The 25075-nt window shown below is 39.6% G+C and carries 16 protein-coding genes; all 16 read right to left on the bottom strand.

Annotation, left to right across the window (positions count from 1 at the left end; all coding sequences use genetic code 11):
- Nucleotides 1-6237, bottom strand: a 6237-nt coding sequence (locus HMPREF2571_RS10740) for an accessory Sec-dependent serine-rich glycoprotein adhesin (protein WP_176745598.1), incomplete at its 3' end; no start/stop codon positions are given.
- A gap of 239 nt (nucleotides 6238-6476) precedes the next feature.
- Nucleotides 6477-6686: an accessory Sec system protein Asp5 gene (locus HMPREF2571_RS09670; protein WP_013990279.1), complete on the bottom strand. Its 210-nt coding sequence runs from the start codon at nucleotides 6684-6686 to the stop codon at nucleotides 6477-6479.
- Nucleotides 6687-6704: 18 nt separating this feature from the next.
- Complete coding sequence (asp4, locus tag HMPREF2571_RS09665) at nucleotides 6705-6884, bottom strand: accessory Sec system protein Asp4 (protein WP_045772255.1); 180 nt, start codon at nucleotides 6882-6884, stop codon at nucleotides 6705-6707.
- Nucleotides 6885-6897: 13 nt separating this feature from the next.
- On the bottom strand, nucleotides 6898-9273 hold the full coding sequence (secA2, locus tag HMPREF2571_RS09660) for an accessory Sec system translocase SecA2 (protein WP_004182208.1): 2376 nt from the start codon (nucleotides 9271-9273) through the stop codon (nucleotides 6898-6900).
- Entirely contained in the window at nucleotides 9266-9712 is a 447-nt protein-coding gene (gene asp3, locus HMPREF2571_RS09655; RefSeq protein ID WP_013990277.1) for an accessory Sec system protein Asp3, read from the bottom strand. The genes secA2 and asp3 overlap by 8 nt, the downstream gene beginning before the upstream one ends.
- A 2-nt stretch (nucleotides 9713-9714) precedes the next feature.
- A complete protein-coding gene (gene asp2 / locus HMPREF2571_RS09650; protein WP_004182206.1) occupies nucleotides 9715-11244 on the bottom strand; it encodes an accessory Sec system protein Asp2 in 1530 nt (509 codons plus the stop codon).
- Complete coding sequence (asp1, locus tag HMPREF2571_RS09645; protein ID WP_013990276.1) at nucleotides 11237-12802, bottom strand: accessory Sec system protein Asp1; 1566 nt, start codon at nucleotides 12800-12802, stop codon at nucleotides 11237-11239. The genes asp2 and asp1 overlap by 8 nt, the downstream gene beginning before the upstream one ends.
- Nucleotides 12803-12941: 139 nt before the next feature.
- Nucleotides 12942-14162: an accessory Sec system protein translocase subunit SecY2 gene (gene secY2 / locus HMPREF2571_RS09640; protein WP_013990275.1), complete on the bottom strand. Its 1221-nt coding sequence runs from the start codon at nucleotides 14160-14162 to the stop codon at nucleotides 12942-12944.
- Nucleotides 14162-15403, bottom strand: a complete 1242-nt coding sequence (locus HMPREF2571_RS09635; protein WP_013990274.1) for a glycosyltransferase family 8 protein — start codon at nucleotides 15401-15403, stop codon at nucleotides 14162-14164. The genes secY2 and HMPREF2571_RS09635 overlap by 1 nt, the downstream gene beginning before the upstream one ends.
- A 9-nt stretch (nucleotides 15404-15412) precedes the next feature.
- Nucleotides 15413-17872 (bottom strand): SP_1767 family glycosyltransferase, encoded by a 2460-nt coding sequence (locus tag HMPREF2571_RS09630; RefSeq protein ID WP_013990273.1) that lies wholly within the window; start codon nucleotides 17870-17872, stop codon nucleotides 15413-15415.
- Nucleotides 17865-18749, bottom strand: coding sequence for a glycosyltransferase family 2 protein (locus tag HMPREF2571_RS09625; RefSeq protein WP_013990272.1), 885 nt, complete (start codon nucleotides 18747-18749; stop codon nucleotides 17865-17867). The genes HMPREF2571_RS09630 and HMPREF2571_RS09625 overlap by 8 nt, the downstream gene beginning before the upstream one ends.
- A 38-nt stretch (nucleotides 18750-18787) precedes the next feature.
- Complete coding sequence (locus HMPREF2571_RS09620) at nucleotides 18788-19996, bottom strand: glycosyltransferase (RefSeq protein WP_013990271.1); 1209 nt, start codon at nucleotides 19994-19996, stop codon at nucleotides 18788-18790.
- A 35-nt stretch (nucleotides 19997-20031) separates the two neighbouring features.
- Nucleotides 20032-21042, bottom strand: a complete 1011-nt coding sequence (locus HMPREF2571_RS09615; protein WP_013990270.1) for a sugar transferase — start codon at nucleotides 21040-21042, stop codon at nucleotides 20032-20034.
- 12 nt (nucleotides 21043-21054) lie between these two features.
- Entirely contained in the window at nucleotides 21055-22278 is a 1224-nt protein-coding gene (locus HMPREF2571_RS09610) for a glycosyltransferase family protein (protein ID WP_013990269.1), read from the bottom strand.
- Nucleotides 22259-23761, bottom strand: coding sequence for a glycosyltransferase (locus HMPREF2571_RS09605; protein ID WP_013990268.1), 1503 nt, complete (start codon nucleotides 23759-23761; stop codon nucleotides 22259-22261). The genes HMPREF2571_RS09610 and HMPREF2571_RS09605 overlap by 20 nt, the downstream gene beginning before the upstream one ends.
- A gap of 60 nt (nucleotides 23762-23821) precedes the next feature.
- Nucleotides 23822-25030 carry a glycosyltransferase family 8 protein gene (locus HMPREF2571_RS09600; RefSeq protein WP_013990267.1) on the bottom strand — a complete coding sequence of 403 codons (1209 nt, stop codon included), beginning with the start codon at nucleotides 25028-25030 and terminating at the stop codon, nucleotides 23822-23824.
- Nucleotides 25031-25075 lie beyond the last annotated feature (45 nt).

The following is a 25075-nucleotide window of genomic DNA, read 5'->3' as shown; positions in this document are numbered from 1 at the left end:
ACTTGCAGATTCTGAAGCACTTGTTGAAGCACTCATTGAGGCTGACGTACTTGCGGACTCGCTGGCACTTGTTGATGCACTCATCGATGCTGACGTACTTGCTGATTCGCTCGCACTTGTCGATGCACTCATCGATGCTGACGTACTTGCTGACTCGCTAGCACTTGTTGAAGCACTCTGTGACGCAGATGTACTTGCTGACTCACTGGCGCTGGTTGAAGCACTTTGCGATGCGCTAGTACTTGCCGATTCACTCGCACTCGTTGAAGCGCTCATTGAAGCTGACGTACTTGCGGATTCTGATGCGCTAGTTGACGCACTCTGTGACGCTGAGGTACTTGCGGATTCGCTAGCACTCGTTGAGGCACTCATGGATGCACTGGTACTTGCTGACTCTGATGCACTTGTCGATGCACTTTGTGAGGCGCTTGTACTTGCTGACTCACTGGCGCTGGTTGAAGCACTTTGCGATGCGCTAGTACTTGCCGATTCACTCGCACTCGTTGAAGCGCTCATTGAAGCTGAGGTACTTGCTGACTCTGATGCACTTGTCGATGCACTTTGTGAGGCGCTTGTACTTGCTGACTCACTGGCGCTGGTTGAAGCGCTCATCGATGCACTTGTACTTGCAGATTCTGAAGCACTCGTTGAGGCGCTCATGGATGCAGATGTACTTGCTGACTCACTCGCACTTGTTGAAGCGCTCATTGACGCGGACGTACTTGCTGACTCACTCGCACTTGTTGAGGCGCTCATGGAGGCACTGGTACTTGCTGACTCGCTCGCACTTGTTGAAGCGCTCATGGAAGCAGACGTACTTGCTGACTCACTGGCGCTGGTTGAAGCACTTTGCGATGCGCTAGTACTTGCCGATTCACTCGCACTCGTTGAAGCGCTCATTGAAGCTGAGGTACTTGCTGACTCTGATGCACTTGTCGATGCACTCTGTGACGCGGATGTACTTGCGGATTCTGATGCACTAGTTAAGGCACTCATTGATGCCGACGTACTTGCCGACTCACTCGCACTCGTAAAAGCACTTTGCGATGCGGACGTACTTGCTGATTCACTGGCGCTTGTACTTACAGATTCGCTTTCTCTTGCGGACGTACTTGCTGATTCACTGGCAGATGTACTTGTACTTGTTGATTCTGACTTGTACACAGTATCTGATACCGTTTCACTTTGTGTATATGTTGTTAGTGGGTATTGAGATTGATTTGTTTGATTCTTATCGAAATCTTTGTAATAGACTGTTGCAACACCATCGTTACTGATTTCAATACTTGCAATACGATCTCGGCCATTTGCAATCACCCTATCATGTGCCTTCATGATTTCTTCACGAACTTTAGCTTTATCTATCTCTGTTAAGTGACCGATATCCTTTACTTGTGTAACAGTTATCGAAGGCTTGTTAAATAGATCTTTTAATTGACCTTGTCTAACACCAAATTCATCAGATAAAGTCCTATTTCCACTTAGGTCGACTGCTTCTACACGACGTCCCCAACGATTACCTGCTCCCCAAATCAAGTCACTCTTTGGAACAACGGTAAAGGTAAAGGTTGTCTGGTCATCGCTCATAACGGTATTGATAATATTTGGAATAGCACCCGTTCCCCAGTTTGTATTTCCCTGGAAGAAATCTGAAAGGACAGTCGCATTCCCAGTTACTCGTAAGGTAGCAAGCTTACCGCTATTGTCTTTACCAGTAACGGTCACTTGGATGACATCTCCAGCATAGAAAACATAGTCACCATTTATTCCTATCTGAGGATCTTTGCCGTTTACCTTAACCTTATACTCAACAGTTGGTTTCACTGTTTCTGCCGTAATCGTCGCTGTAGCCTTTTCTGAAGTTTCCCCTTCAAATGTGCTTGTAGCTGTAACAGTACCTACAGGCAACAAGCCATTGTTATCATCATAGGCTTGCTTCAGATCCTGTGCCGTAAAAGTAACACTTTCATCACTAGCTCCTGCCTCCTTGGTAAACTGATGCCCATTCAAGGTCAAAGTGACCGTGGAACTAGGTAGAACGTTCGTGACTTGAATAGATTTACCTGGTAAGCCACCTGTCTCTGTCACTGAGTCCTCAGAGATCACTGGAGTAGGGATAACCGTATATTCGGCAGTTATTGGAATCGTCAGAGGGATATCTGACTTATCATCTGTGATCGTATAAGCAATGTCTAATGTAGCTTTCCCAGCAGTTGTAATGTCTGGTCCTAAGCCATCTCTGAATTCCCCTATAAAATTAGGATTTCCCGTAATAGTCACCCAACTAGCCGGATCTTTACTAGTTCTATAATTTTCATCTTCTACATTTTGATGGAAAACTTTGTGTTTGGTTGTGAGTTCAATAACACGGTGTTCGAGTGTCGTTGAAGTCGTAAGCAATTTAGAAGTATCTGTCGTTGCTCCATAACGCCCCACATCATAAATCCGCTTAATGGCATAGGTAAATGTTCCTGTGTTATCAACTGTTAATGGGATAGTGGTAAAGCTGACTCCAGACGCATCTGTCCATTGTGTTGTATAAGAAACATCTGTAGTGTCTGATTTAATATAATTACTCTCATCTTTTCCATTATGAAGACCTTGGCCTTTAAGATCATAAATAGGACTCTTAGCTTCAATCGTCGGTAAAATGGTGTAAGGAACTGAAACCGTGTAAGTTTGAGAATCCCCTGGAAGTTGAACAGTAACCTCCGCAACTCGATCCCCTACCGTATTGGTATTGATTAGATCTTTTGATGTCTTCCAACGTACTGAACTTCCTGAAGGCAAAGCTAAATCATTGGCTAATTTTACAAAATTACTTGGAATACTTAATTCTGGAGAACCTTCATGATGAAGGGCATAGAGCCTATCCGCCTTCGCTTTAGGTGCAGCATAAGTCGCTAATTTTGAATTTCCAGAAGCTGTGTAAGTCGCTGTGCCACCTGTTTCTGTCGGCCCTGTCTTAGATGTACTTGCTTGGATATTTCCATATGGCAAAGCTGTTGTGACTGTGACAGTTGCATTCCCAGATGCATCAGCTACTGCAGTTCCAATAGCCCTCCCTGCTGAATTGCTCAACGTAACGGTTGCACCTGGTGAAGCTGTTACTGCAATCTGCTGATTCTTCATACCAGCTTTACCGGTCAAATCAGTCGTAATCGTTGCTACTTTTGGATTGACCGTTACGACAACATCAATCTCTTTAGTGGCTCTATGTCCTGCTCCATCCTCACCAGTTTTTACAATAACTGTTTTCGTGAATTTTCCGATTTGATCCATGCTCGGAGCATCATTGTTTTTCCAGGTGAAGGTATCATTGGCCACAGGAGTGATTGCATTCGAACCAGATGCATACTGCACTGCGCTGATTGCATTAATTGTAACATTGTCACCTTGAGTAAAGACCCAAGATCTCGTAGGGTTTGGTGTCGGGTTGGCAACAAGATCATAAACAATGTGTCGGAAAGTAGATGAAACCGTCAGTAACTTGCTAGATTCCGTTTCACCATACCGACCCTTTGGAAAAACTGCTTTTAACGTATAGTCTTTATAACCTACCGTATCGGTATTGATATCATCAATCTTCGTGGTTCCATCATAAAGTCCCCAAGACATTCCTGAAGGATACCAAGCACCCGTACCTAATTTCGTAAGGTAACTGTAATAACCACCACCTGAAGCTGAACCATTTGTCAGTGATTGTCCTTTAAAGTCGTAGATTGGACTTTTGGCGCTAAGAGATGGATAAACAGTGTAGGGGATATCAACTGTTTGAACATAGCCATTCGGCATGGTGACTTTTACAGTAGCCTGTTTATCACCTTGATCAGACGTATCAAAAGGTGTTGCAAATTCGTACTTGGTATCACTTGGTAGGGTCACACCTGTTTGAGTCTTTACAAAATTTTGAGCGACAGTTAAATCAGAAGCATTTTCACCAACATAGGTATAGATACGATCCACCTTTTTCTCTACTGTAGGAGAGTAGGTATAGGTAACTGTTACCTTTCCTTTCTTAAATTCAATCTTGTTTCCGCCTCTATAGAGATTATATGTGTTGGCATTATTTCGTTGAACTTTGTAACCAGGAATATCCAGGTAACTTGTTAAATCTTGGATATTTCCTCCTAGACCAGAAATGGTTTTAGATGGTTTGAGCTCCACTCCTGTAATATCATCTACATACTTGATCGTAATGTAAGATCCACCTGTGGTGTAATCGAAGGATTCAAGTCGAAATTGTTGTAAGTTAACACCTGAACCAGTTGAAGCAAATAATGCAAAAGCTAATTCACTAGGATTTCCTGCATTTGACAACAGTGTCATATTCTTTGTATCGTTCCAAAGAACATTTGTATTTCTAACTTTATCATCAACCAGATAATCACTTTGTTGACCAATTTTCTGATTTGCTAAATTATAAGACCAAGTCTGTCCAGCATAATTTACGGTCATAACTTTAGTCTTACCATCATAATTTACAGTGTAATTTTGGAAAGAATTATTTGTTGGATTCGTTTGAAGTTTAGAAAAAGTCGAGATAACAGGATACACTCGTCCTTGTGCATTAATATATTTCGTCCCATTATAACTATAAATAAATCCTCCGAATGCTCCGCCACCACCAACACGTGAGGGATCTGCTGAAGCCATATTTTGGGGAAGTGGAGCACTCGTATTATGCCATGTATCAAGTTTAAAACCAAAGGATCCTTTAAGGTTGGTTCCCCCCATCCCAAGACTCGCACCTGATCCATTGCTGTTGGCATTCCCTATTTCACCAACGTTACCCGTAGAGAAAATAGCTGCAACACCGTCACCACCGTCATGACCATTATTTCTAAACCTTTCATAAGCATCACCTAGATTGATTTTTCCTTTGAGCACAAAACTCTCGGTCATATCAATCTTATTCTTAAGCGTATAGGAACCTGCTTGACCACCACTCGCAGTGGTTAGGGTCACAGTACCATTATTAAAGGTTGCCGAACCGTTAGTCTGGAAGTAATCCATTTGATCTTCCGGCGTAACATGAAGTGCTGCTTTTGGCGTGTAAGTAGCATTTCCAATATTTGTTGCTGCTCTGAAACCTGTTCCTGTCGGAAGTGCTCTCCCATTACGGCTGTCTCGAAGTCCAGAATTTGCACGCAACACCGTATTGACCACAGTATTACGGGTTCTAGTAGCTTCAGAGATAAGTGCGTTGAGGTCAGCATTTGGATCTGTCAAAGCATTTTGAATCGCTTCAATCGTAGCATTTCCTTTTAGAAGGGCACTTTCCGCTCCTTCACGATTGCCTAGTTTCCCTAGATAGGTTCCAATTTCAGTAGACAGTGAGGTAAGCTTTGCCTCTTGCTCTTGACGCTTCTTATCCGCCTCAATACTCACCGCCAGAGCAGTATTAGCTACTGCTGTAGCTTCTGAGGTAACCTCTGCTGCTTGTACTGAGACTGTCGGTACTGACGCTCTTGTTGTTAAATCTGATGAACGTGATGTCTCATTGGTATCTAAGTCTTCTGAACGCATTGAGTCTGCACCACTCTCAGACCCCGTCTGGCTCGTAGCAGTAACTTGACTACTTGATGTCTCACTGGCATGCCCTGTCGCCTTTGAACCACTCATTGAAACTGAAGTAGACTCCGAAGCTTTCTGTGAAGCCGAAGCACTGGTGCTGGCTGACTCACTCGCACTTGTCGAAGCTGACGTACTAGCAGAGGTTGAGACTGAGGTCGAAAGGCTTGTTGATACTGACGCAGAAGCCTGCTGACTGGCTGATAGTGAGACTGAGTCTACTGAGTTTGATACTGAATCTGTGGCTGAGGCTGACTGGCTAACAACATCCCCTCTGACTGCAGATTCTGTAATAGCTCCCGAATGACCCAAAACCGCTGAATCAGAAGCTGCCAAAACATCTGTCGTCGGACTAACCGTATGCTCTACCGCTGATGGACTTGTTACTTCATCAGCTTGAACCACATAAGTCGCTACTCCTCCACCTAGTAGAGCTCCAGTCGCGGCTACTCCCTTTAAAAGTCTGTCACTTGTGATTAAAGGTACTTCTTCCTCAACTTGATGAACTGATACAGATGACGCATCCACACGACCACTTATTATCTTAAAAAGCCCAAAGTGAGAGGTTGCGGCACGTAACCAATGTTTCCCTGACTTTACCAATTTAAAACGTGTCACACGATCAGTTTCTCGGTACTGACCCTCATTTCTTCTAAAAAACATATATAAACCTTTTCATTTATTTTTTATTTCTATATCTTTTTCATAAGCATATTATCCTATTTTATCATAAAAATAGTCAAAAAATTAGTACTATAACTTATTTTTCAAACTTTATTATTCTCAACTTTTTTGTAAATCAAAGAAACATAAAAAATCCCTCAGAAACTTAATGTTTGAGGGAAAATTACTTTATAAAAATAGTCAGTTTAATCCCATTAATCTATGATAATCAACTATAACTAATGATAAGAGATAACCATCATGACCAATAGAACAACAAATAATGCAGAACTAAGCCCCAGAGTTAGGCCCTTTAGAAGAGTTTGGCTCGCCCAGTAACTGGTCCTACCAATATTACTCGTGGCATCACTCGAAAAAATCTGAATTTGCCTAGGCTGCAGTGTTACAGTAATAATAAGTGACACACTTAAAATGATGAGTAAAATCATAAAGAATATTTGCATAGACTACCTCAACATACCTATTAAAGTAAAAATTAAACTAATTATAATAACAAAGCCTAACATAAAAAAGAAAATCTTATTTATTTTCTCGCCCCTAGTTTCTTTTTCCTTCACTATGGGCTTTTGTTTTAGCTCCTCCATACGGCCTTCAACCGCATTATGAAATAAGTCTTTATTTGTCATATTTCTCTCTTTCCTATGGGAAGTAGGTCACGATATTACCATCCTCACTAACAAGCACTTGACTGAGTAAAAGATTGCGAACCATGTCTTTTTTGATCTGCTTCTTCATGGTTTCAAAACCTGCAAATGCTTCCTGATAATATTCAACAATTGGATTCTTCTGACTAGCCGTTTGACTCCCAATAGCTTGTTGGAGTTGTTGTAAATAGTCAACCTGTTCAATCCAATTATCATCAATAGCCTTAAGAAGTGATAGACATTGGAAATATCCAAAAAGATCAATGGTGTCTAATTGTTTCTTTTTATCATCTATTTCCCTATAAGCAAACTGATAGATAAGTTCAGCCACAGCTTCGACATCATCAATATCCAGATTATCTGGAATTTTCTCAATATGAAAACTAATGTTTTTGAGAATAAAGTGATACAACTTCTCCTTCTCGCTAAGATCTTCTTCAACCAGAGCAATATCAATATAGTCATCAAGAACCTGCTCAATGGTATCTGTTAAATCCTGATCTTGATTAATAAGGTGATTTCGTTGGGCATAAATGAGTTCCCGTTGAATGTTCATACTCTCAGCATATTCTAGTGTTTGCTTACGTGAAAAACGTGCCGCACTGTCACTAGCTCTTTGCGCCTTCTCGACCAAACGTCTGTAGCGTCGCCCTACTAATTCTATACTCTCAGTTTTCTCATCAATAGTGTAGTCTTTATAATATTTATGTACCCAGTTAGGGCCATACTTTTTGATAACATCATCTTCAAGTGAAACAAAAAATTTAGACATTCCAGGATCTCCCTGACGTCCTGAACGTCCTCTGATTTGTAAATCAATACGCTGACTTTCCATACGTTCAGTCCCAATGACAACAAGACCACCTAATTCGGCGACTCCAGGTCCCAACTTAATATCGGTCCCTCGTCCCGCCATAGAAGTAGCTACCGTGACAGCACCCATCTGACCTGATTCAGCTATCATCTCAGCTTCTCTCGGAGCATTATTAGCATTTAAAAGATTGTGGGCAATTCCTTCCCTTAGGAGAAGGTTAGAATATAATTCAGACATTTCAACCGAACCAACGAATATTAGGAGAGGATTCCCTTTTCGATGATAATGCTTTACATACTCTAGGGAAGCATAGATCTTTTCTGGTAAAGTTACATAAAGATTGTCTGGATAATCTATCCTTTGTTTCGGACGATTGGTCGGAATTTGAACAACTTGCATTCCGTAAGTATCCAAAAATTCTTTTTCTGCCGTCTTACCAGTCCCAGTCATACCTGAAATCTTTTTGAACTTACGAAAAAGGCTTTGATAGGTGACAGAAGCCATGGCACGTGTTTCGGGAGATAACTTTACAAGCTCCTTGGCTTCAATTGCCTGATGCATGCCTCCTTGGAGTTTGGTCAATTCCATCAAGCGTCCAGTCGCTTTATCTAAAAGAACAACTTCTGGTCCATCTTTTCCTTGACGAACAATATAATCTTTATCCTTTTTGAATAGGGTATGAGCTCGGAGAGCATAAATAAGGTGACGCGCAAACGTAGCATTCTCTTTGGCATAGAGATTACTAATTCCTAGATAATTTTCAGCTAACTTTGCACCTTTAGTTGTCAGCCAAACTTCACCCTTTTCTTCCTTGAAAATATAGTCCTGATCCTCAACCAATGTCGTCATGAGTGTATTAATCATAGCATAATAGTTGGATTGAACACGAGGAGAACCTGAAATAACCAAGGGAGTTTGCGCACTATCCAGTAAGACGGAATCAACCTCATCAATAATAGCAAAGTTAAAAGGACGCATGTATTTACCGTCTTTATTCGAAGCTAGATTGTCAATAAGATAGTCAAAGCCCAAACCACTATTTGTCGTATAGATAATATCAGAAGCGTAAATCTCCCTTTTTTCAAAGGTATCAAGTTCTTCACCATCCTCTGCAAAAGGAACGCCAATGGTTAGACCTAGAAACTCGTAAACCTGTCCCATTTCTTCAGCATCACGTTTTGCTAAGTATTCGTTTGTCGTTACAAGTATTGCTCCTTGTCCTGTCAGTGCATTTAAGTAAACTGGCATGGTTGCTGTTAAGGTCTTACCTTCTCCTGTACTCATCTCAGCAATATTTCCCTGATGCATAACGATTGCTCCCATAACCTGAACATCATAGGGAAACATACCTAATACACGCTTAGCTGCTTCACGTACTACTGCGTAAGCCTCTGGTAATAAATCATCTAAACTTTCGCCTTTGTCTAGCCGTTCTCTAAATTCAGTAGTTTTATCTTTTAATGACTGGTCATCCAGTTGTGCCATCTGCTCAGCCCAACCATTAACTTGCTTGAGTACACTTTTTACTGGTTTTAAAGGATTTAAAGAATTAAACATTTTCTTCTCCTACTTCAGTGATTGTCATTCCCTTAAAATCCAATTCTACCATTCCAGCACTCAAGAGGGAGATGGAATAATTGTAGGCTTCATGAGGATAGACGAAAGTGAAAGATTGTTTTTTTTCAATCATCTGCTTAACTTCCTCACCATAACGATTTAAGAAGCTTAATTTAAGATAAACCGTACCTTCAGGAACTGTTGTAAATTGTGATTCGAGACGATAAATATATCCCTTTTTTAACAAAGGTAAGCTAGGTTGCTTTCGACTCGCCTGATAATTTTGAATAGCTAGCCAGGAATGAATCTCAGTTCCTGATGCTATCAAGGGGTTACTGAAATTGACTGAGCCATCTGGATGATGTTCAATTTGGGAACCAAACATATAGGATCTCACATTCGTTCCCCATTGAATCTGAGAGTTATTCTTATGAATCATGTTCATCCCTTTCTTCCAAAATCATTTTCTAAAATCATACGATAAAAATTGAGAAACCAAGCAGTCGCAGTTGAATGGTCATCATTATGTCGTCCAGAAGTTCCCTTGCTAAGAATTCGTGCTCCCGAAGAATATAGGACTTTAGTAATATCCTCGAAGGCTGTTGGGTCCATATCCTCATCTTTCATGTAAGAAACCCCAAAGGTCGTGTTTGAGAAGTCTGCTTTTTCAAACTTATCCCAGAACTTCTGATTAAGGGCCTCGACGCCTTCATTGTCCAAACGTCCCGTCTGCAAATGCAAGACATCAATTCCTGTCGGGAAAACCTCTGGTGCCAAAAGTCTGGCACGATTACCGATGGTACCAACATTGGCTAGAGGTTTAGACATGATAATGGCATGAGGTTCAAAGTCCGCGCCATAGTACATAGATGGGAAAGTTCCCATGGACATCCCAGAGAGAATAAGTTGATCACTGTCAAAGCCTAGGTAATCCAAATAATGTTGGATAGTATCCTTGATACTATTTTCAAGCTCTTCAGTTCCCATGTAGAAAGCTCCCCCCTCTAGGCGAGGATCAGAAAATAGCAGGAAAGGTGTCTCCATAGCCCTCATCATACCAAATCCTTCAAAACCTTCGGCAGGACGAAAACCTGAAAAGTAGACGGACAGCGGTGGCTTGAAATCCCCAGGATAAAAGAAATAATTGATTTCCTGACGTTTACTATCATGGAGAATCCCCCCACCCAATACAAACTTTCCAAATTGAAAACGTGTCCATCGTTGATGGAAATTCCCAACTCTTAGAGCACCATTTCCTTTAGCTTCTAAAGTTGCTGATAAAATATAAGTTCTCCCCTGATCTAAAACAATGGCACCTTTACGCATTTCTTCCTCGCTAACTACAATTGTTCTCACGATTTCTGAAACTGAACCTTCAGGAATAATGCGCAGCACTAATTGGCATTGACAGGTCTGAGCCTTCTCAAATTCTAACCAAAGTTCAACAGGGAAATCCTCAGCTACTCGAATATTAAAACTCCAGTTAAGAATAGGCTTAAAGGAATCGCCGTAATTCCCATCTAAAGAGATACTTTCAAAACCATTATAAATAACTTTCCCTTTGAATCGAGGATGAACCTGGATCTGATAAGGGAACAATTTATCACCATATTGTCCAGCGAAAAGTGCCTTAGACAGGGTATCTAGCAGATCTTGCTTATCTGAAAAATCTGCTGGTATAGCACAAATCTCTTTCAGAAAGCGGCCTACTCGATGGTCCTCTATCAAAAGGTCAGCATCATAGAAGATGGTATAAGGAACTAAGCTCTTACGCAAGTCCATCAGCATGAGTAAGGATTCCTGACTATCAACAAGGACCGCATTAAAATTTCTTAGTTTAGCTTGTTTCAAACATTGGAGAATATCACTAGAAAGCCCAGCACGAAGGTAGAAAAAACGAACATTATCGGGGAGCTCATAAGTATTTGACCAATTATCTCGTCCAACCTGCAAAATGCTAATTTTAGACATACTTATCCTCCTTCAAATAGTGCTCCCATTTTTCAACAAAACGCTCTCCTGTATTTTCTCTGATTTTCTCAATTGCTTCAATTAAAGCTTGATTCCAGTACTTTAACTGATCAAGATAATAAGATGCCGCCTCCTCAAATTGTGTTACTTCTTCTAGAATATAACCATTTTTCAAATGTGTTACATAGTCCGAAGTGACCCTATTTATCTGTGGAATCCCAGCACTAATGCCTGCAATTTGAGTATAACGATGTGGTTCCAAGCTGAGATCAACAATAAGACGGGTATACTCAAATTCTTTAATCAAGGCTGTCTCATCAATCAAATTAACAAAATCATAACGATACTCAACTTCCTCATTTTCAGCGAGGTAGTTTTCTGCACTTTGATTATCTTTTATGTGTTTGAATTTTTTCTTATTCAGTTTTTCAGAGATAAGGTGCTCTACGTCTTCTTTAAATGTATCAAAATCATGCGGATTCGCATTGAAAGTTCCAAATACAATATAAGTATTCTGGTGATTTGCTACAAAATCTAAAACCTGATAGATAGCTTCCCAACTGATATCATCTAAATTCACCTGGTAATAGAGTTTAGATGACTTAAGACGTTGGCTCTTTCCAAGTGCTAGACGGGTATCATAAGATGCCATATGCTGAATCTTCTCAGCTTGCTCTGGAAATAGTTTTCTTAATTCTGTAGAAAAGTCCTGAGAATCACTAATAATCAGATCAACAAGTTGCAAATAAGAAGCATAATCCTCTAAGGCGTCATTTTGATTGCGTTCTTTGAAGTAGGTCAAGATTTTCTGATTAGCCTCTGGTAGATGACTATAAAGAGTTTGATTCAGATTACTTTTCGACGCAACGACAAAGCAATCCGAAGGCGTCAATTCTTGAGCAATATAAGCATCAAAAAACTCCCAAATGACTTCTTCCATACTGATATAGTAATTTTTCTTAAAACGATGATCTGTTCTTGGATTACTTACGATCCCTCGTCCATCAAAGAAATGACAAAGTTGCCAAATGCCATCTTCATTCAAATAATCTCGGTGTGTCGCCTGACCATTTTCAAAATGAAGGATACTAGAAACAAATCCTCTGTCATCATAAATTTCTTCTCTTAAAATCAGACCATCCTGATAATATCGAATAAGACTCAAATATCCTTCTGGTCCCAACTCTATTTCGGCAAAACGCTGATGATGTTTCTCAACAACAATAATGAAGGGGGTAAAAATAAAGTCACAATCATCATCCCAATCCAAGTCAGATACTTGTAGACAACGCATGGGCTGATCTTTGATTCCTTGAATAGCATCAAACACTGAAAAATGCGACACTTCTAAGAGATCAAAGCGGTGCAGAAAATAACGTAGATGTGGTTGATAAGCTAAAAGTAATAATCTAGGCGACATAGCTTGGCCTTGAAAAATACGTGCTTGGTGTAAAGTATCATCAAATTCTATTTTCGAGGTTCTAAAATACCACGGTGTTAAGTCAGGTTGCCAAAACTCTGCCCCTTGACCGTACCAAGCCGGAATTAAATAATACATATGTTCTCCCATTTTTTATGAATTCAAAATAATTAACGATATATTAAGGATGATAGGTAGGCAGGTCAAAAAGATCACCAGACTACCTATCACTCTCAAATGAATAATTGAGGTGATATAAATAATTTTAATTTTTAATCTAGTCAAACAAACCTTTATAGGATTCATTTAGGGTCATAGCTGCAATTTCTTCGCGTACATTGTATACCATTCCACTGTAAATCAAAAACATTCCAGGAATCATACTGAGTTGTAAGTACTGCGGATTAATAAGCACAATCATCATAGGGCCACCTGCCATGATAACTGTATAAATTGCCCCAATAACAGCAAATTTCATGACAACTTTATTGATATAACGGCTTGTATCAGGGCCAGGATAAACATTGTAAATGTACTCTCCTGATTTTCGCATGCGTTCTGCAATTTGTTCACCACTAACGTTTACGAAAGCAAAAGCAATCCCCAAAACAAATAAGACCACTTGATAGAGAACAAGCCAAATCGGATGTCCCACTGTCAGAGCTTCAATCCAAGTATTTGTCCAACTGTTTTTAGGAAATAAAATCTGAATCAAGATAAGAAGATATTGAGGAATAGAGACTAGAGAAATTGCGTACATGAAGGGCATCCCACCTGCTGGGGTAAGCATAACATCAAGATAGGAATACTGGCTAAAACGATTATGAATATTAACCTTATTGATGGGAATGCGATACCGTGCTCTTTGGACAATAACTGCAATATATAAGAAGAGCAAACCCATGATAATCAGAGAGAGAATAATCGGTAATCCTATATGTAGTCGTGTAATACTCTCTCCAATTTGCCTAGGTAGATTAGCAACCATACTGGCCATCAAAATGACAATAGAACCTCCTATACCAAAGAAAGAATTCAAATCCGATAGCCAGACTAAAAAGAAGGTTCCCGCAATTAGAAGGATAGTGTTCGTTAGGATAGCCAATCCTTTAGGAATTCCTACTTCAATCGGAAGGCTTAGAGACACCGCTAAAGACTGGATGAGAGCGATGGCAAAGGTCAAATACATTTTGCGTCGATCCTGTATTTCTATTGGTAGCTTACTTAAACCAGACTTTTTTGAAAACGAAAACATCTGCCAAAGAATCATGGCTGACATCCAAGGGGACAAGCCCACAGAAAAAAGTGAAAATGAACTTAAATTACCACCCATCATAGCACTTGTGAAGGCTATCGAATTGGATAACCCTCCTAAGAGTTTTGGGTGCTTCAAATCTATAAATGGTAAGACTAAATGGCTTCCCAAAACATAAATAAAGAGGAAAAGAACTGTCCAAGATAAACGTTTAAAAACAATAGATTGTAATATTTTTTTCATTAGCAGCCACTCTCCTCCTTCTCACTAATACGCTTAGCAACCAATTGATTAATAGCATTCACCATCAATTCAGGATTTTCATGTGAAAAAATAGCTTGATAAGATTGATTTGGAGCTTGTGTATTCTCAAAAGTTAGTAAAGGAAGCTGATTTTGAGTTACGTACCCATAGATTTCTGGTAATTTATCATAATGATTAATATCCAGATAGAAATCAACTTTAGATAGCTCATATTCAACAAGCAAAGGATAGGTATTTTGATAAAGGGTTACATTTGGATGGCGAGATAACACTAAAAGTTCTGTAGCCATATAGGTATAGGCAGCGATGATAAAATGAACTTGAGGCAGATGCTGAACTAAGTATTCAATCTGTTCCAATAAGTAGGAGTTCGTCAAAGTATAACACGTCAACACGGTAGATTCACGGTTAGATTCTAACTCAAAGCCCCGATTTGTCCATGTTTTCAAAATTTGAGACCATTCCATGAGATAGTACCGCCACCAAACCTCACGCAGTCGTACTACTGAAAACTGATTCCACGGTTTATCCGGAGAAATATAATGTAAAATCAAAGGTAGTGGTTCAAGAGGAATTTCAAAAACAAAACGATGACCTCCCTCGGCTGCACCAGCATCAAAACCAATTTGAAAATTATAAGTATCAGGTAAATTCAGGTAGCGGTCTTCAAATACCATATTGAGTATTGATTGATCACCCTCTCCTACATTTGCGTGCTCCCGTTCAGTTGTATCCACTAGTTTTTGACGGATATGTTCCTCTTTCCATAAACGATTGTTAATCAGCAATACACCTGCATTAAAACCAACACCGGCACCAAAACAAGAACGAACAGCTCCGACATAATTGTCTCCCAATTCCTGTTCAAAAAGACTATCTAGATTACCTGTGACTATCAAATCACTATCAAGATAAAGCACCTTATCTTCATGTACGAAATCAGGTATAAAATAACGCGCAAAGGTCATATGATTGATATGTCCCAACTTATTAGTCCAATTCATCTGAAATTGAGGACCAATTAACTTAATATCAAGAAGCTCTCCTCCGAGTCTCGCCACATGCTCTCTCGTGGCACGGAACCACTCGACTGGGATATCTTGATTAAAAAGGTATATTTTAAGCTGACGATTGTGATAACAAAGAGATTTTAAAGCGGTCTCTATCTGACGAATATAAGCATAATCTCCTGCCAATACTACTGCATTTTTATTATTCATATATCTTTCTTATTCTATTGGCAAACGAGATAAGTCTGCCACGATTTGTTTGGTGTAGGTTTCATCTTCGATGAATTCAATATCTTGGTCAAAGTTATACTCCGCCGTGTGTTTGTGTTTGAGTTTAACTTTTGTTGTCGCACCCATTTTTAGCCATTCATATTCAGAGTCAATATGTCCAATATCCAAGGCTTGATAGCCATCTTTAGCTAGATTTGCAACTAATACTTTGGCCGTTGGGCCCAACATGATGAGTATAAGATGATTATCCGCATACTGACGAATTGTTGACTCAATAGCATCCACATCCTTATAAGCACAATGAGAAGAGCAAACAATACGTTTGATAGATAAGGCCTGATCGAATAAATCATTACCAACCCCGGAACGAGATGTTGCTCCTTCTACTATTAAGAGATTTTTGTTTTCCCATAACCTTTTTAGCTTTTCAAACTGCGACTCAGCTTTTGTTTTATCTAAAAAATCAATATAAGGACGTGAGATAAAGGTTGAACCATACCATGGTGCCGGTGCAATTTGACGATAAAAATCATCATAATGATCCAAATGCTTTTTCCAAAAATCTTCTGCCCACCATGTAAATTGGAAGCGATCTTCGAAAGCATCTGGCAAACAGACTAAGAGTTTTTCTGTACTGTTCATTCCAACCAACTCACGTAGAGATCGTGCCAGTTCAGGATGATAATCTTGGTAGGCGATAGAATGACCAGCTATTAGATTGATTTCACCATCTCCAAAACGAATGACAGATGAATGATTTTCCCTAATGAAGTCCAGACTCTCATCAATGGACTTAACCGTTGGTAGAGGGAGAATTTGAGGCAAGCTTCCTTCCCTATCCAACTGTTCAAGCGCCGTGATCAGTTCCTGTGGTCGCTCACTTGAAAAAAGAAACTGCCCATGGTTCCCGTGTTGGGTTTTATAAAAACCAAAACTAGGAATCCCCGCCAATTCTACCTGTGATAGAATCTCACCAGCTTCATCGCCATGATTAATATCCAAATAAAGATCCGCACTATGAATCAACTGGGTCAACTGCTCCTGATTGATCGCAGGATACAAACTAACATTGGGATGTTGCTGTAATTCGACTAACTTAGGCCCCATAGCTGTCCAAGCACCGATATGAAACTGTACAAATGGAAGAGCACAAACCAGTTCTTCGATTGACTCGAGATCTTGCGTTTGGGTCATGGTAAAGGAGTGCAATCGTGGAATCTCTTGAACGTTTCCCCATTTACCTGTCTTTATACGCTCTTTAATGAGTGAATGCATTTGTTCAATCGTGTTGACCTCTAACTGCGCTTGATCACTATGTCTGGTTTCTGGGAAGGAGAAGATCGGTTTTCCTGTTTTCGCATAAGCCGCCAAGGTTGCTTGATCAGCAGTACCATAGTTAATATCTAAATAGGCAGCAGAACGATGGATTAGTTCCTCCAATACTGGAGGGACGACTTCTGGATACAATCTCACATTTTCATATTTTGCAAGACGCACCAATTCCTCTCCCATTTCCGTATAGGCAGCAATATGGAACAAGGCCTTCGGATGTCCCTGAATCAGTTCCTCAAGGTTTTTGAAGGATTGAGAATTGGTCAAATTGAACAGATGAAGCTCATAATCTGGATCCATCTCTATCTGGAAGTCCCCCATATGGTGAGACAAGACTTGACTGTAATCCATGTCATGAAAGGCCCACCATAATTGGCGGAAACGATTGGCACTTAGCGTCATCCATGGTTTTCGGTGAGAGACAAAATGTACAACATAGGGATCTTCACTATCTATAAAGTGATTTGGCCAATGACTCATAAAAGCAGTCACGTCATGACCAACTTGGAGGTTCATCCTTTTATCCAAGGCCAACCATCTATCACGAAAGACCTTATTAAAGATTGTCTGATCCCCATTAAATTTAGGAATATTTCCTTCTAAAGCTTGCTGGAGTGAGCCATTCGTCTCCTTCACCAACTGCTCTGTCATATTTTCTCGTTTCCACAAACCATTATCAATTAATAAGACACCGGAATTAAAACTTTGGTTATCTGTATCCACTACGGCTGCGATCGGATAGCCTTTCATATCTATTTCAAAGACATCCTCTAAATCCTTTAGAACCAGCAAATCCGCATCGAGATACAGCACCTTTTCCTCTGAGATATACTTAGGAATAAAGTAGCGAGAATAAGCATCCAGACTAATATGTTCCCTTGTCCACCAGGTATCCTTCACATCGTCTGGATTCAATTTGACATCAATGAGGTCGCCCCCTAAGAGCTGAGCCATCCTCCGTGGTTTTCGAAACCAGTCTGGAAGGATATCTCGATTCAAAACATAAATTTTCACATCTTTATTGTGATAAAAGATGGATTTTATAGTCGTCGATAACTGAGCGGTATAGTTCTGATTTCCTGCCAGAACAATCGCTCGACTTTTTGTATCATGCATGAACACTCTTCTCCTTGATTCGTTTTTTTACCAGCACTTGCTGATATGCTTCCATGTCTCCATGTTTTAAGGTCTCTTCTTCATGAATGGCCAATCGCCACTTGTAAGCAGCAATTTCTGCATCTATTAAGCCCTTTGGAGCTCCAATCAATTGAAGAATCATCATTCGTTCTTCGATACTTTGTAACGGATAAACATCTGCAAGATTGACCGTTTTAGTCACACTTGTCTCACGTTTACGATGCAGATAGATAGCCCGGTTCATATAAACAATTTTATCAGCTTGTAGATAGACCTTATAGGTCGTATAATCATCCTCTACCGTTTTATCTGTTGGATAAACAATCTCTTTAAACAATTCCGCCTTATAAAGCTTTGCCCAAGGGACCGTGAAACATTGGCTCAGATTATATTGCCCATCATATTGATGTTGGAACCACTCAAAAGGAGAATAGACACGCTCGAAATAATCATTTCCCCCAACATGGATTAAAAAGTTCCCCTCTTCTTCCATAAATTGAGTGAAATTTCCAATTGCAATATCTGCATCTGCTTTTTTCAGCAAATGATATAAACTCTCGATATGATCCAGTTCCAACCAATCATCATTATCCACAAAGAGAATGTAGTCTCCCGTCACCGCTTCTAAAGCACGATTCCGACTAGATCCAACTCCCCCATTAGGCTTATGATAAACCTTCACTCGAGGGTCCTGAATCTTGTAGCGTTGGCAAATAGCGGCAGAACCATCCGTTGAACCATCGTTGACTAAGATAATTTCTAAATTTTGATAGGTCTGTTGGATGATACTATTTAAGCAATTTTCAAGATAGGCCTCTGAATTATATACAGGGACGATGACACTAATTTTTTCCATTTTTTCCTTCACCTATTTCAACCTAATTCATACCTGATTTAACTCAATTGAGCTAAATATTCTTGAATAACAGCAATCATATCATCAATATCCTCTACATGAAAACAGTAACTATCCCCTTCAATCTCACAATGATTGGTAACATCAAAAGAAAAGATAGGTTTTTTCAACACAGTAACCTTTTGAATAATATCATAAATCTCTTCATGATAATTGATATCCAAATAAAAATCCAATTTATCCAACACAGCTTGAGCATTGTACCGTGTAAAACGAGGATAAAGCGAAACATTGGAGTAGGCTTCTAAAGCAATTACACTAGGAGCAAAATTTGTGTGTGCAAGGATATTAAATTGAACATTTGGAAATGCTTCCACCAATGTTTCAATATGTTCCATAGCTGCCGAATTCGTAAATACTGCTGTTTGGAATTTGGGCCTTCCTACCAAATCCTTGAAATGACGTTTGGTAATATCCTTTCGTAACAAGATTTCAGACCATTCCAGACCATAATAAAACCACCAGATATCCCGACAACGATTCAAATTCCACTGATACCAAGGCTTCTCTCCCGCATAGTGAATGATTACTGCGTCCTTCTCCAGCTGGTCTGCCTTATCATACCATTCAGGGACGTTAAAGGTGTGAGCAAACGTATCCATACCAACCATCACATTGTAGACTTCTGGTAGTTTTTTCCAACGTCCTTTAAAATGACGATTAAGGATTCCTTGATCTCCAAACTCCTCTTGATGATAGCGATTCGTCAATTCCAGCAACTGGTGGCTAGCTTTTTCTTCTCTCCAAAGCACAGTGTTCACAAGGAGCACACCTGCATTAAACTTAGAAGCATCTATGCCATCCGTAACTGCGGCCAAAGCATGATTTTCTATATCTTCTTCGAAGAGAGGTGTCAAATCTCCAGTGACAACAATATCAGAATCTAGATAAAGTGCTCGGTCTTCTGTAACAACATCTGCAATAAAATAACGATAAAAGGTAGCATAACTTAAATGATCCATGGGTAGCGAATACCCTTTTATCTGATCAGAAGAAATCTTAATATTCCGAATTTGTGATTGAACAGACTCTAATCTTCTCCCCATCAACCAGAACCACTCCTGAGGGAGATTGTCATTGATCACATAAAAAATAATTTGACTGTTTGTCGCAACAATAGATTTTATAGTTACCTCTAGCTTTTCCATGTAACCATTATCACCAGCAAGAACGATTGCCCTTTTCACTGAAATTTTCCCCCTCTTTTTTCTCAATTATCCTTTTATAAAGTAAATAAGAAATTAATAGCATCTATTAAAAGCTTCTTAGTGATATACCCCTCTTTTAGGAGGAAAGCAAACCCTTGAGCCCTACTACTAATTTCTTGATAGGATTCTGGAGCCATATTTTGAACCAATTGATTGGCTTCTTCCAAACTGTTCACAGCAAATCCTAAACCACGCTCTTCTATCAGATGACTATTTGATAAGGTGTTGGGCACAATCACAGGAATTCCTGCTGCAAGATAGGTGCTGAGCTTATGTGAAATATTCATTTCGTAGTAGTCAACATTCTCCCCATCGTTATACTGGGTATTCCAGACAAGACCAAAGCCTCCCTTTGAGAGTTCCATCAGGAGTTCTTCATTGCGCTTCCATCCTTCAATCACCAAATTGGCTTCTGGATTGCTCTTTGGCTCATTCGCAAAAACTCGCAAAGGGGTTTCATAAACCCAATTTTGCAACTCTGGAAAACGTGTCAAAGATCCTGCAAAGAAAATCTCTTTTTTAAATACTGGTTGGTTCAAACTGAGGTTATGAGGATGATCCCAAAATTCTTGAATCAAGATTTTTTCCACAGTCAGACCTGCTTCACACAGACGGTTAACCATTTGTTGTGAAGGCGCAATAATGACATCTGCTTGATTGAACATCTCCATATAAGTCGGCATTAGGTAGGCATTATCACGGAACATTAGTGGAATAACGTCATGGATAAAAATCACTAGTTTAACTCTTAAATCCTTCAGCTTCGCTACAAATTCCGCGTCAAACTCCCAACCATTCCAAGTTGGCGATTGAAAAATCACAATATCACCAAATGAGATACTTGCCATGATCCCATCTAGACGCTTGCTTCTCTCACTCGGACTATCTGTAGAGATATTATAAAAATAGATTCCAATCTCTCGATACCCCAAAGCACGCGCAATATCCGTCACAGCATTCTGAGCTAAGATGACAGTGCTATCCCCTGCCATACCATATAGATTTGTAATATGTACTTTAGTCATGGTTTCCCTTCTTTATTTTTCTGACATTCGAAAAATCATCTTCAACTCTTCTTTTGTTGCTAGCATTGGATGCATCTTTTGCTTATCATAGACTGATTGATATCTTTTAGGATCTTCCAGCTGAGATAGTTCATCGAGCAAGTCTGTAATTGCATCTTTTTGAAACAGGTGATCTTTTATATAGAGGTCTGGTCGGTGACAGGTTTCCTCAAAAGCATATAAAATCATTCCTCTTTCAAGAGCCATTCGATTTCCGTCTAAAATTTCATCCGCATATGCGATATCTAGGTAAATACGGCATTTATTTAATAACCGCTCATAATTCTCACCTGAAATTCCTGGATAAAGGTGAACATTCGGATAATCATTGAGACGTACTAATCGTTCCCCCATCTCTGTCAAGGCTGCAATATGAAACTGAAAATGAGGAAGAGCAGTCACAAGAACTTCAATCTGTTCGATTTCTTGAGTGTTTGTCAAAATGAGAACCTGTGGCTGAAATTCCCTCAAATCTCCCAAATAGGTAGGGAAAAATAATAGACGATCATGCGATGCTCTGTCGTTAGCATCACGAACTAACACTTTTACACCCTCGTCCAATAGAGGAGCAAGTTCTGCTTCAGGAAGAGTTGACCGATCATAGAAGATAATCTGCTCCTTCGCAAGTTTGGGTAAAGCCTTCAACAATTCTGGATCAGACAAAAATACTGTTTCAACCTGCAAAAGAACTTCTTGAAGAAGGGCTTTTTTCGCTTCTTCTATCGAGGAAAATCCCTGTTCTAAACCATCGGTCGTTTGATAGAGCGCACGATCATGCTGATGGAATAAATGTAGTTTTCCCATTTTATCATTCATATAAACAGATAGATGACATTCATTTGCACTCCAAACTTCTTCCAGAAAAAGTCTTCCAGAAAGATCATAGTAATCACAAGTAGAACAATTGTCATCTGGATTATACCACTCTACTTTTTTGACCCTTTGAGGGTAATCCTGATAACAGTCTATTCTCCCCCTCCTCACTCCATCAGAAACAATATCCCCATTCGCATACACTTCCCAAAACGGGGGTAACGAAAGACCAGTCATATGCAGAGGTGAATTTACTTTTTGATTAGAAAAAATAAAATCCAGAATATTTTCTATCTGTAGAGGCTGGATGGGTATTCCAATTTGTTCTAGGTCATCTCTCAACCTCTCATCATCTGAAGTCCATTCATTTACCAGATAATACATCGTTATTTTTTCCCCTATTCGTCAAAAACTCTCTCCATTGTCCAATAATTTGATCTGTCATATATCGTTCAGCCAATTTATAAGAACCTTCTCGTAGAAAATTTAAGTTTCCAAAAGCCTTCTGCATACTTCTCTTCAAGTCAGCAACCACTTCTTCATGTGATTGATTTACAAAGGGAACGAGAAAACCATTTCGATCATTTTTAATAAAAGTGGGATTCCCATAGGGAACGTCTGTTCCCACCATAACAAGGCCAGACCCTATCGCCTCTAGTAAAGTTAACCCAAACGTTTCCCACTCGGAAGTGGCCAAATAAAGTTCATATGCCTTAAAACGAGTTTGAAGGTCTTGGTGCCCCTTGAGATGAATATAACTTTGAGCATTTAACTGCTTAATTTTTTCTTCTATTTCTTGCCAAAGCATACCTTGACCATAAATGTCCAATGTAACCTCTGGGATTTTTTCATGCAAGGCCACTACAGCATCAATCGCTAGGTCCAATCTCTTTCTCCGTTCAAACCGTGCTGCAATCATCAGGCTATAAGGCTTGCGATTATCAGAATATTGCAACCTTTCAAGCCCTCCGACTGGCAAGACCGATACAGGCTTATCCGACGACAGATCCCGTTCTAATTCTTCCTTTTGAGCTTCCGTAGATACAATGATATGGTCAAAATAGTTAGCATACTGAAAAAGAAGGAAATATTCTGAATTGATACAGTCGCCCCAATGGTGTATCGAATGAAGGACACACGATAAGGTTGCTTCACCCTTCATTTTTAAAAGAGTCTGCGTAAAGGGAAGACGCTCTAAACGATCAACAATGATATGGTCTTTTGCAGAAAACTGTAAGGTGCCGATTGCTTGGCTCAAAAGCTCCGACTCACTGTAAAACCAATGAGTCCCCTGCCGATAGACCGATTTCGTCAAATCACCTGGTGTCTTTTTGATTTCCTCCAAAGCTACGGAACCATCCAAATTATAAAAAAGACGCTGAAAGACTCTTGCTTCTAAGCCCGCATCAGTGGGAACAGCTGTAAAATATTCTGTATAAAGCTTTACACTCCCGTAATGTTCCCTACGAAGAAGATGACCAGCTACATAATAATCGACATAATCAACATAATTTAACTTAAGAGTATTTCGATGAAAGACAAGAGAAATCCCATTCTCTTCCGGAAATATTAACTCTTGATCTCGTTCAATTGGAGTGGAATGGAGATTCAAACATTGCTTCATTTTCTCCACACTCATTGTCAAGGTCATATCACGCTGATCTGTTAGTATCATATGTGCTAAAATGATTTCATCTTCAGCATATCCCAAAGACAAATAGTAATCCCATTTATATCTAGGAGGAACTTGCGTAAAGACAAAGCGTGCTGGGCACCCCAGTTTCCTAAAGATTTGTCCCCGGTAAGCCTGGGCAACATCGACACCGTTAGGCTCTAATTCCACCATCAGATTAAAAGTGTAAATCATCTCTCCTCCAAGCAAGTTCCAGTTGTACTCTGATAACGATTTTTGTCTCTCTCCACAAGTCTAATCAGCCAATGTGGCCAGATAAGATTTAATTTCTTCCACCATCATTTCAGGGTTCTGAACCGGATAAACATGACTTTCTCCAGACTGGTGCTTGCTGGTATTGTCAAAGGCGTAGATTGGTTTTCCAAGTTTATGAACTTCCTGTGTAATCGACATAATTTCATTAAAATGATTGATATCAAGATAAAAATCTATTTTCTCCAAAACGGTTTCAAAATTATACTGATTAAAACAAGGATAGATTGTCACATTTAGATAACGTTGCAAATCAACCACCTGTGACGCAAAGACCGTATGAGCTAGAATATGGAAATGCACATTGGGCAGGGCTTGAATCAGGTATTCCAAATGTTCCATTTCACACGCATTTGTGAAAATAGCTGTATGGTAGGGTTCCTGTACGGTTAAAGCTCCTAAATCACGATTTATGATTTCTGTACGCAATAATACATCTGACCAATCCAGAGCATAATAGAACCACCAACGATCACCTAAACGGTTATTAAACACCGCCTGCCAGGGCTTACCAGCCGTATAATGGATAATAGAAACCTTTTTATGCTGTTTTGCTTTGATATACCATTCATCACTTTGAGGAGAAGAAGTAGCCACACTATCCATACCAACCATGAAATTATAGTTCATATCTAATTCTTTCCACTGGCCAATAAAATAACGGTTTAAAAGACCTTGATCACCATATTCATATTCATGGTATTGATCTGCTACTTCAAACAGTTGAGTGGAAATGTCATGTTCTCTCCAATACTTATTATTAATCAACATGACTCCTGAATTAAAATTTGTCTGTTGTAAATCGTCTCGAACAGCAGCTAAAGGACAATCTCCAAGGTCCGTCTCAAACAAATCCGTCAAGTTTCCATCTACAACAATATCTGAATCAAGGTATAAAACCCTTTCCTCCTCTACTACCTCAGGAATAAAAAAACGGAAATAAGCTGCATAAGATAAATGAGGCCTTGGAAGATGATACTTTCGTAAGTGGTTATCTGAAATCTTCGCATTGACAATTTGTGAGTTGATTTTCTCCAAACGTTTGTTCATCACACGAAACCATTCCGAAGGAAGGTCATCATTAAAAACGTAAAATTTAATGTTATCATTATGCACACAAACTGACTTAATCGTTGTTTCTACCTTGTCCATGTAGCCATTGTCGGCACCTAACGCTATAACTTTATTCATCTAGCTTACCTTTCTTTTTCAATCTAACTCCAACTTAATCTCATT

This window comes from Streptococcus sp. HMSC068F04 (assembly GCF_001837455.1).
GTDB lineage: Bacteria > Bacillota > Bacilli > Lactobacillales > Streptococcaceae > Streptococcus > Streptococcus salivarius_D.
The sequence above is the reverse complement of the archived record's forward strand: the minus strand, read 5'-3'. Positions and strand labels throughout refer to the sequence as shown.

What these genes read in the sequence shown, in the direction of transcription:
- HMPREF2571_RS09670 (WP_013990279.1), bottom strand. Translation starts at nt 6,686, where the DNA reads ATGATTTTACTCATCATTTTAAGTGTGTCACTTATTATTACTGTAACA.
- asp4 (WP_045772255.1), bottom strand. Translation starts at nt 6,884, where the DNA reads ATGACAAATAAAGACTTATTTCATAATGCGGTTGAAGGCCGTATGGAG.
- secA2 (WP_004182208.1), bottom strand. Translation starts at nt 9,273, where the DNA reads ATGTTTAATTCTTTAAATCCTTTAAAACCAGTAAAAAGTGTACTCAAG.
- asp3 (WP_013990277.1), bottom strand. Translation starts at nt 9,712, where the DNA reads ATGATTCATAAGAATAACTCTCAGATTCAATGGGGAACGAATGTGAGA.
- asp2 (WP_004182206.1), bottom strand. Translation starts at nt 11,244, where the DNA reads ATGTCTAAAATTAGCATTTTGCAGGTTGGACGAGATAATTGGTCAAAT.
- asp1 (WP_013990276.1), bottom strand. Translation starts at nt 12,802, where the DNA reads ATGTATTATTTAATTCCGGCTTGGTACGGTCAAGGGGCAGAGTTTTGG.
- secY2 (WP_013990275.1), bottom strand. Translation starts at nt 14,162, where the DNA reads ATGAAAAAAATATTACAATCTATTGTTTTTAAACGTTTATCTTGGACA.
- HMPREF2571_RS09635 (WP_013990274.1), bottom strand. Translation starts at nt 15,403, where the DNA reads ATGAATAATAAAAATGCAGTAGTATTGGCAGGAGATTATGCTTATATT.
- HMPREF2571_RS09630 (WP_013990273.1), bottom strand. Translation starts at nt 17,872, where the DNA reads ATGCATGATACAAAAAGTCGAGCGATTGTTCTGGCAGGAAATCAGAAC.
- HMPREF2571_RS09625 (WP_013990272.1), bottom strand. Translation starts at nt 18,749, where the DNA reads ATGGAAAAAATTAGTGTCATCGTCCCTGTATATAATTCAGAGGCCTAT.
- HMPREF2571_RS09615 (WP_013990270.1), bottom strand. Translation starts at nt 21,042, where the DNA reads ATGACTAAAGTACATATTACAAATCTATATGGTATGGCAGGGGATAGC.
- HMPREF2571_RS09610 (WP_013990269.1), bottom strand. Translation starts at nt 22,278, where the DNA reads ATGTATTATCTGGTAAATGAATGGACTTCAGATGATGAGAGGTTGAGA.
- HMPREF2571_RS09605 (WP_013990268.1), bottom strand. Translation starts at nt 23,761, where the DNA reads ATGATTTACACTTTTAATCTGATGGTGGAATTAGAGCCTAACGGTGTC.
- HMPREF2571_RS09600 (WP_013990267.1), bottom strand. Translation starts at nt 25,030, where the DNA reads ATGAATAAAGTTATAGCGTTAGGTGCCGACAATGGCTACATGGACAAG.